At 40.7% G+C, this 8,914-nt stretch carries 5 protein-coding genes; 1 reads left to right on the forward strand and 4 read right to left on the reverse strand.

From position 1 onward, the window contains the following. Positions 1-641, reverse strand: a 641-nt coding sequence (locus AB4496_RS06825; protein ID WP_372130718.1) for a polysaccharide lyase family 7 protein, incomplete at its 3' end; no start/stop codon positions are given. A gap of 519 nt (positions 642-1,160) precedes the next feature. Here AB4496_RS06825 and AB4496_RS06830 point away from each other — a divergent pair. Continuing rightward, positions 1,161-1,919 carry an oligogalacturonate-specific porin KdgM family protein gene (locus tag AB4496_RS06830; protein WP_102257326.1) on the forward strand — a complete coding sequence of 253 codons (759 nt, stop codon included), beginning with the start codon at positions 1,161-1,163 and terminating at the stop codon, positions 1,917-1,919. A 220-nt stretch (positions 1,920-2,139) separates the two neighbouring features. Here the strand turns inward: AB4496_RS06830 and AB4496_RS06835 are convergent, their stop codons facing one another. The 3 genes from AB4496_RS06835 to AB4496_RS06845 form a co-directional block, all read right to left on the reverse strand. After that, positions 2,140-3,672 carry a polysaccharide lyase family 7 protein gene (locus tag AB4496_RS06835; protein ID WP_102257327.1) on the reverse strand — a complete coding sequence of 511 codons (1,533 nt, stop codon included), beginning with the start codon at positions 3,670-3,672 and terminating at the stop codon, positions 2,140-2,142. 948 nt (positions 3,673-4,620) lie between these two features. Further along, complete coding sequence (locus AB4496_RS06840) at positions 4,621-5,502, reverse strand: NAD(P)-dependent oxidoreductase (RefSeq protein WP_102257328.1); 882 nt, start codon at positions 5,500-5,502, stop codon at positions 4,621-4,623. A 550-nt stretch (positions 5,503-6,052) separates the two neighbouring features. Continuing rightward, a complete protein-coding gene (locus AB4496_RS06845) occupies positions 6,053-7,831 on the reverse strand; it encodes a sodium:solute symporter family transporter (protein WP_102257329.1) in 1,779 nt (592 codons plus the stop codon). Positions 7,832-8,914 lie beyond the last annotated feature (1,083 nt).

An 8,914-nucleotide genomic window follows, 5' to 3' on the forward strand; every position in this document is an offset into this window, starting at 1 on the left:
TTTTTCTCTAGGTTACGTTCATAGTTCCAGAATACTGAACCCATTTCTTGGTCAGGAAACTTCTTATAGAAGATCTTTAGTGGTTCATTACCATGCCCATAACCGGTTCCAGCTTTGATTAGCTCGTTGTGTTTTTTAGCATGAATTTGACCAACCACAACAGAATGAGCTGGGTATTTTTCTGGGAACTTAGCGTTAACTGAGACGTGATTCACTTTTAATGTCGCTTCTAATGTTCCGCCCACAGCACTGTATTCACTAGCCGCTGGGTGACTCGACAGTGCCCACTGGTTTCCTTTATCAGCCGTATCGATAGAGAAATCTGCGCCTCTTGGCATTTGTCGTAATTCAGAACGCGCATTCTTCGAGTTTTTCGTCGTAATCGCTTGGTTCTGCACTTCAAATACAAGGTTGCCGTCTTTATCAAGATGGAAGAAATCACTATGTGAGTAGCTCATCATAGCGACCCCTTCGATTTCATCAACGCGACCATCTTCATTAATATCTGAAGGTATGGTTATTTTCCAATTATGCATATCGAATTTATCGGCAGGTACTGGGTAAGAAACACCGTTATTTGCGAAAGTAACCATTGGCACAGTCGCTAATAACGCCACTGCTAATATGTTTTTCTTAAACATGACTCATCCTTTATTGTTAACAGATACTGAGTACACTCTCAGCACAGAAACTACTTTTGAACACTAATTCGTCATCACGATTTTCTTTAACTCGAACAAGTCACCTGCAAAACAACATCTCTAAACCAATTTCAAATACCTGCCTCGTATTCACTGGCCTTGCCTTTTGCTACGACTGCTATTTCTAACAGTCGAGACTGTTCCCATCATCATTAGTAAACGTAAAAACAATTAATTTGTCTTATTTTAACTCAATTTAAAAGGCGTATTTTTGAAGCTTAACAATATGAGAACCAAGTCATGATTAACTTGGAAAATAGAGCCACAATTGAGATGTTCATTACATTTAACTATATAAACAAGTCACTATTCGGAACTTTTGATAGTTCTCACAGAAATACCACCCAGGAATAAATACCATATTTGTAATACATTAATTCAATATTATTTAAATGTTGATTTGTGAGCCACGGATATATTGGATGTATCCAAAATAAAAAATAATAGTGAGACAAAGGTATGAACTCTGTTACAAAAATTGCTGCAATTATCGCTACAACTCTTCTTGCAGGCACAGCGACTGGCGCAACTCTTGATTACCGCGCAGAACATAAGCATGAAGACGATAAATACGCGCATCGTATTAAAATTGGTGGAAGCACGAAAATAGCAGATGAGACAAAGCTATATTTTAGCGTTGAACAAAAATTTGCTCCAAATGCAGAAGGCGATATATACAACCAATTGGAGCGCGGAGATTCTGAATTTGATTGGGGGGTTCGTTATGCGTTAGATGACAAATGGTATTTGCAGCCAGGTATGCCTATTACGTTTGGCGATGAAAAAATGACACTTAAACCACAGTTTCGTGTTGGGTATAAAGCCGACTTCGGCCTAACAACGGCTCTTCGTTACCGTCATGAATTCCAAAACTATACAGACAGCTCAAGTAGTTCTCTCACAAAAGTTAACGGCGAAAAAATAGCATTAGCTGGTGAAACGGTTCAACAAGGTAAATTTACATTGACTGGCGCTTATAAGTTCCAAGATGAAGATTTAAAAAACCTTCAATTAAGTTATGAGGCGAACTACGTCAAAAGCTATGAAGATCAAGTCAAAGCGAATGGAAAAGATTGGGAATGGGATTTAGGGGTAAAAATCGGCTATAAATTCGATAATCTAAGACCTTATGTTGAATTTTGGACATCAGATTATGGCTCAGCGGAAGAGAGTGAACGTCAGTTAAAAACACGCGTTGGTGTTACATACTCATTTTAATCGCTCTCATGAACCATATCTAACGTATGCTTTAAATAGGCTTAGAAAATATCTAAGCCTTTTTTATATATAACCCCCCCTCCCACCATGCTTAGTAATTTAATATCAACTAGTTACGTAAGATTATGGGAATAGCGAAATACAATAGAAACTAACCAATAAAAACAACAAAAAATGGCCGCTAGTACTAGCGGCCATTTTTGTATGTGCAGCTGACTCGTTATTCCTGATATTTATCGTGCGACGTCGCTATTTTGTAGAATGTCGCTTGGGCATAGTCCTCAAGCTCACCGTTGATGTTTTGATTGTAAACACCCGCTTTGAAATACATGTAACGCCCACCTTGATCGTAACCACTTTCGCTCATATCAACCATTTGAACAACGTCATCTTTGCCTTCACGCATTAGCGAAACAGTCATCGTGTTACCTTTTACATCAATGCGGTAGCTAAACGTCTCGCCAAGTGCAATACCTTGGTCGCCGATCTCTCCTGTCATGTCTCCGACTAAGTTGAAATAGTTATCTGTGCCTTCGTTGGTATTCTCATGAGCAAAATAAACCGTCCCTGTTTCGTGGTTCGGTAATTTTCGGTAGTAAAGACGAATGGGCTCATCATCTTTATCATGTATCTGACCAATGATGAAACGGCCAACTTCGTGCGCGTCACCGGTTGTCGTTGTATGATCAATCTTAAGCGTTGCTTCTAAAACACCATCAATCGCGCCTGCAGCTTTTAGATCTTCAACCGGAGCCGAACTAAATACCCAGTTGTTCTCATTGACACCTTTAGTGCTAATAGACGTATCACCACGACGTAGCATCTCACGCATCTCTGTACGTGCATATTTAGTATTTTTTGAGGTACGTGTACCTTTTACGTATGTCTTGAAAACCAAACCACCATCGTCTGCTGTATAAAAAATTTCTGGATGCTGATAACCATTCGCTAGGTTCCATTCTGAGACATCGTCTGGCTTGCCATTTTTATCGTGGTCAAAAGGTTGAGACAAATACCATGTCGTTAGATCGAAGTTTTCGCTTGGTGCATTACCCGCAACTGGTGACTTGGGTAGATTAGTCGGTACTGGTAAAGGAATACGAGTGTCGCATTTTACGGTGGTTTCACAAGGATATACCGCGGGTTCCCCAAAGTTACCTTTACGTAAATCTTTACGAGCTTCTTTAAGAGCTTTACTTGCTGCGGCCATTTCAGCGATCACCACTTTCTCAGCTTCAACCACATCATCGGTAATGATATGGCTTACCGGACAAGCATTGATTCCACAGTTAATTGCTGCAAGCTCAGTAACTGAGTTCCAACTGTTTTTGCTGTTACCGTGACCTACATATTTTACATAGCGTGCTTGCACTGGTTGGAACTGAAAACGCTCTAAACCAATCACTCTTCCCGAGCTTAATTGACCTTCTAAAATCGTTGTCCAGTTTTCGCCATCAACACTGACGAGCAGATCGAACTTAGATTGGCGTTGGTTCCCTTTACTAAAGGATGCTTGAATCGCATCGATTTCAATCACCGAACCGTAATCTAGCATTGCCCATTCACCGACACCGTTTGCAGACCAACGAGTCGTGATATCTTGGTCAAAGATCCGATCAGGGCCATTACCATCGTGACTACTAGCCGTAATAGCGGTCGGCGTTAAAATATTTGACTTGGTGTGAGAAGCACAACCAGATATTGCGAGAATGATAGAGACAGCTAAGACGCTTTTTATATTGACCTGTTTCATATGAAATCCATTATTGTATTTAAGGTGCAGCATTAAGAGCTAAAACGAGATCGACAATGATGACACTAAAGCCGTTTATCTAACTTCATCATCTCGATAAGTTCAAATTTTACATATTCTTATAATACAAATATATCGATTAATAAAAGAAATGAGAAGATACGCAACTCCATAGAGGCTTTCTGATTTAAAAGTGTGTTGAGAGGTAAATTATGGTCACTAGCAACAGCTAAGAGCACCTTACCCTCTCGTAAAAGCTAAGAACACCAGAGAGTAGGAAGATTATAAATCTCAAATAGAACTAAGTCATAAACTCGTTCCCTTTTAAAAAACTCGTCGAGTTTCGACATAAAACGAGTGCCAAGTCACATTTTCATCAACTAAGCATTCACTAAAACCATTCAAGCCTTAGAATTATTTGTAATACAATTAACCTTAAGGTATGGTGTGTTTGAATCATAACTTAAGTTCTTTCTGGATACTTTTGTGCAATTCAAAGTGGTAATTGAAGCAACGTGCTTTAAGGTCATTGAACACGTTTAATGTAGAAACTGTCGGGGGATCTCGTTAATCGTTACTTCACTTGTCTTGCTCATTGGTTTGTCCAGACGGCTAGTCCGAATACGCCCACACAGTCACCAGCTGTGTGGGCTTTTTTTTGCTTTTCATTGACGATTGAGGACGTGATTGCTCATCCGCGCGAACGACCACACATCAACGTTACTTTGAAATATATGAGAATGGTGAGTCAGTTTATATCTAACAATGCGCGTCTATAACAAAGAGTTTCGAAGGAAATGAAGTGTTAGCAAGAAGCATTGAAACATTGAAAGGCTGAGCTTAAATGAGACGGGCTTGTAGATAAGACTTTGTGTAGATAAAAAACGAACCTCGCTGAGGTATCGCCGCCTAACAGACAGGCAATACCCTAGCGAGGTCGTACGTCGATTACTTCTCTAGTTTAGCGAAGTAGTCGAAGATTACTGGTACATCGTTGTTACCCATGCCAGCATCAACAGCAGCTTGTAGGCTTGTTGCAGTACCTTGAGCGATTAGAGACTCAGTACCTAGCTCTTCACAAAGTGCAAGGAAGTAACCAAGGTCTTTGTTAGCGTTAGCAACAGAAAAACCTAACTTCTCTTCGCCATCTACAGCGTAGAACTTACAGAATTGCATGAACGGAGAGTTAGATGGACCTGCAGACATGATATCAAACAGTTGTTGCCCATCAACACCAGCGCGTTGAGCAACAGCGAAAGCTTGAGACATAGTCGCAACAGTTGTCATACCCATGAAGTTGTTTACAAGCTTAGTCACGTGACCTGAACCTAGAGCACCTAGGTGGAATACGTTTTCGCCTTGCTCTTCAAGAACAGGTTTAACTTTGTTGAAAGTTTCCATGTCGCCAGCAGCCATGATGTTCAGAAGACCATCTTTAGCGTGTGCAGGTGTACGGCCTAGAGGAGCGTCGATCATGCCTGCGCCTTTCTCAGCAAGAGCTGCGCCGATCTTCTTAGTAGAAGCAGGGATAGAAGTACCGAAGTCTACTAGTACTGCGCCTTCTTTGATGCCCGCTAGAACGCCGTCGTCGCCGTAAACAATTTTTTCAACAACAGCAGAAGTTGTAAGACAAAACTCAACGATGTCACTTGCTGCAGCTAGTTCTTTAGCAGAAGTGAATGCAGTCGCATTGCCGCGATCTGTAACGCGAGCAACGGCTTCAGCGCTTAGATCCATTACGTTTACGTGGTAGCCACGCTTTTGTAGGTTTTCAACCATGTTGCCGCCCATAAGACCTAGGCCAATGAAACCGATTACAGGTTTAGTCATGTTCAAACTCCAAATATAGTATTGTATGATTATATGCCCATTATAATAACTACGTCTTTCTCGTTACGCAATAGTTTTAGGGCATTGATTCGAAGGTTCGATGCAAGTTGTGACGGGGGTTCACTTTAAGAGAGAATACAGCCACGTTTTATATTTCCCCAAACTCTATGATGGGTTAAAAACCGTTCATCGGTAAAATAACAAGCGCTATATGTCATACTATTAACAGTCACAACAGATTCATTACGCAGTTACGTTTAAATTAATTTTGCTTGGGTGGAAAAGTCTTGCTCTTGCCGCCTATGCCCTGCTTCATAAGCAAAAGCTTAGATAAAGGCTCAAGGCTTAGCTGATAATTTCCTACAATGTGGCTGGCCAACTAAGCTGCTCATCCCATCTAGAATATTTTTCTACTCTCTATCGCGGCATAGATTACTTTCTCACTTGAAAGCTAATGTCATGAGCATTTGCTGATAAAGATTAAAATCTGTAAAACAAAAATGCGACGCCCTTTCGAGTCGTCGCATTCTATCTAAGTTTTCGCTATGTATTAGCTTTCAATTACAACTTTAGCTTGCTTGCCGCCGTCATCGACCGCTTTCACAAGTAGAATACCGACACCACCCACTATCACACCACATAGGATGAAGACTAAACGCCCCCACATTGGGTTAGTCAGAAGAGCCATCAGCATGATACCAACACCCGCTACCGCAATCAGTTTACCAAGCATTTGACGTTGTTTGTTATCCAACACTTTTTGCTCTGCCGATTCAGCGACTAATGGTGTTTCTAAGTTGCCAAAGAACTTATCAACATCCGCTTGACGTTCTTTTGATAGAGGCTTGTAAAACATTGTAGATAGTACGAAGAAGCCACCGGTTAGCGTGATGTGAGCAATGAGACCAATCGCAACTTTAACATCAGACCATTCACGTCCTGTTAGAGTATCAAGACCAAACACCGCTGCTACCATCTCTGCGTCGATAACAAAACCAACCACATAAGATACGATACCACCAACAACTAGCGTACCCCAACCAGCCCAATCCGGAGTCTTCTTAATAAAGAAACCAAGGAATGCAGGAATAGTCATAGGGAAACCGATTAACGCACCTACGTACATCATCGTATCAAACAGGCTCAAACCTTTAAGCGAGTTGATGAACTGTGCGATAAGGATAATAGCGAAACCAAATACCGCTGAAGTAATTTTAGATACGGTTACTAGCTCTTTCTCTGATGCTTGACCTTTACGAACGATTGTTTCGTAGAAGTTCTTAACAAAAATACCTGAGTTACGGTTTAGACCTGAGTCCATTGAAGACATTGTCGCTGCAAACATCGCGGCAACTAGAAGACCAACCATACCTGCTGGCATGTACTCTTGTACGAAGTATAGGTAAGCAAAGTCACCCGCTTTTTTACCTGCATTCGGGTAAGCCGCTGATAAATCAACACCTTGGCCTGCAATGAACCAAGAAGGCATGAACCAAATAAACACACCACACAACATCAACACACAAGCAAGCAATGCAGCTTTCTTAGCATTCTTTGAATCTTTTGCTGCTAGGTAACGGTATGAGTTAAGCATGTTGTTCGTGATTGAGAACTGCTTAACGAAGATGAAGAATGCCCAAATCGTAAAGATGCTTAGGTAGTTGATGTTGTTGCCCCAAAGGAACGAACCACCATCTTGTACTGGGAAGTTGTTAACAATCTCACCAACACCGCCACCTTGAACAACCGCTACAACCGCACAAGTTACCGTTACCGCCATGATGATAACCATCTGCATGAAGTCAGATGCGATTACCGCCCATGAACCACCTGTTACCGACATTGCCAATACCACTAGGCCAGTCACCCAGATAGTCATGTTCATGTCGAAACCGAAGATACCCGAAGCGATGATTGCCAATGCGTTTAACCACACACCCGCAGATACCACTGAGTTCGGCATTGAAGACCAAGTGAATACTTGTTCGTTGGTCGCACCAAAACGCATACGAATCGCTTCGATTACCGTAACAACGCGAAGTTGACGGAATTTCGGCGCGAAGTACGCGTAGTTCATGAAGTAACCAAATGCGTTGGCTACGAAGATGACCGCTACAGCAAAACCATCGTTATACGCTTTACCTGCCGCACCGGTGAATGTCCATGCACTAAACTGAGTCATAAAAGCGGTTGCACCAACCATCCACCACAACATGTTACCGCCCCCGCGGAAGTAGTCACTAGTCGTACTTGTAAATGTTCTAAACATCCAACCTATCGCGATCAAGAATAGGAAATAAATGCCGACAATAATCGTGTTGAGTTCCATCGTGTATCCTTTGTCCGTTGTAATTTGTTACACGGACTATAGGTAAACAGTGAAATCATTTGTAGTACAATACTCCAAATAAGTGACCGCGATCTATATATCTGTAAAATCATTCATCATACAAGTGATCGCTATCAAATATACATCCCTCTAGATACCTTGCATATCACCTATAACCAGGGTGATTGAGAGCTTAAGTTGCGGAAATAGGCCCCAATTATTACTTCTCTTATTATAATAATTGGGCGGAATTGGATACTTAGCAGACCGCGACTTATATTGTAAATAATGATAAAGAGGTACGCTTCACATTGGTAATAAACCAATCAAATGGCAACTTGATTACCTAATGAAAAACCGATATTGATCTATATAGGATACGTAGTTCCACCTATTAAATTTAGTTGGTTAACAAGTAACGGAACGACAAACATGCGTATACGATGACTTTGCAACTGAATAACAAACTCAACGTTAAGCCCTACCTTACCTTTGTAAATCAATCTTCCTCAAAAACTTAATACTCATTAAAATTCAACACCTTAAATTAAATTAATTAATAAAAATGGCACTTAGTAGAATTGATGTAAGAAAAATCCAATCATGAAAACCGACAAGTTCACTTAATTTTACTACTATCGACTTTAAGAATCCGTCACGAAAACAAACGCATATTGTCACGTAAAATGTCAAAGACCCGACTCTAAAATTTTAAAGCATAAATTATCTAAGGTGTTCATATCTATCCGATAATTTAATCCAATATCCGATTGCTACGCTCAACTTTCCACGGCAAATTAGTTCACACAGTCACGCCAATAAGCACTGACATTCACATTCTGATAATCAGCCGCAATCGAACTGAAACGACACCTATTCATATCACGCCTAAAAAAGACCAACATCACACTAATTTCTTAACATCATGGTTAAAACAAGACTGAAGTCTATTTAGGAGACTTCTACTTGTGATCGAAAGCGACTTCCAGAGCTTCATCAATTGAAGAAAAATTGTCATACAATATTCTATATTAAACATTCAAACATAAGGACATGTGGCATGCGCTCAATGAAAGATATCAC

Origin of the sequence: Vibrio sp. 10N.222.46.A1 (assembly GCF_041473595.1) — a bacterium.
In the GTDB taxonomy this organism is placed as follows: domain Bacteria; phylum Pseudomonadota; class Gammaproteobacteria; order Enterobacterales; family Vibrionaceae; genus Vibrio; species Vibrio tasmaniensis_A.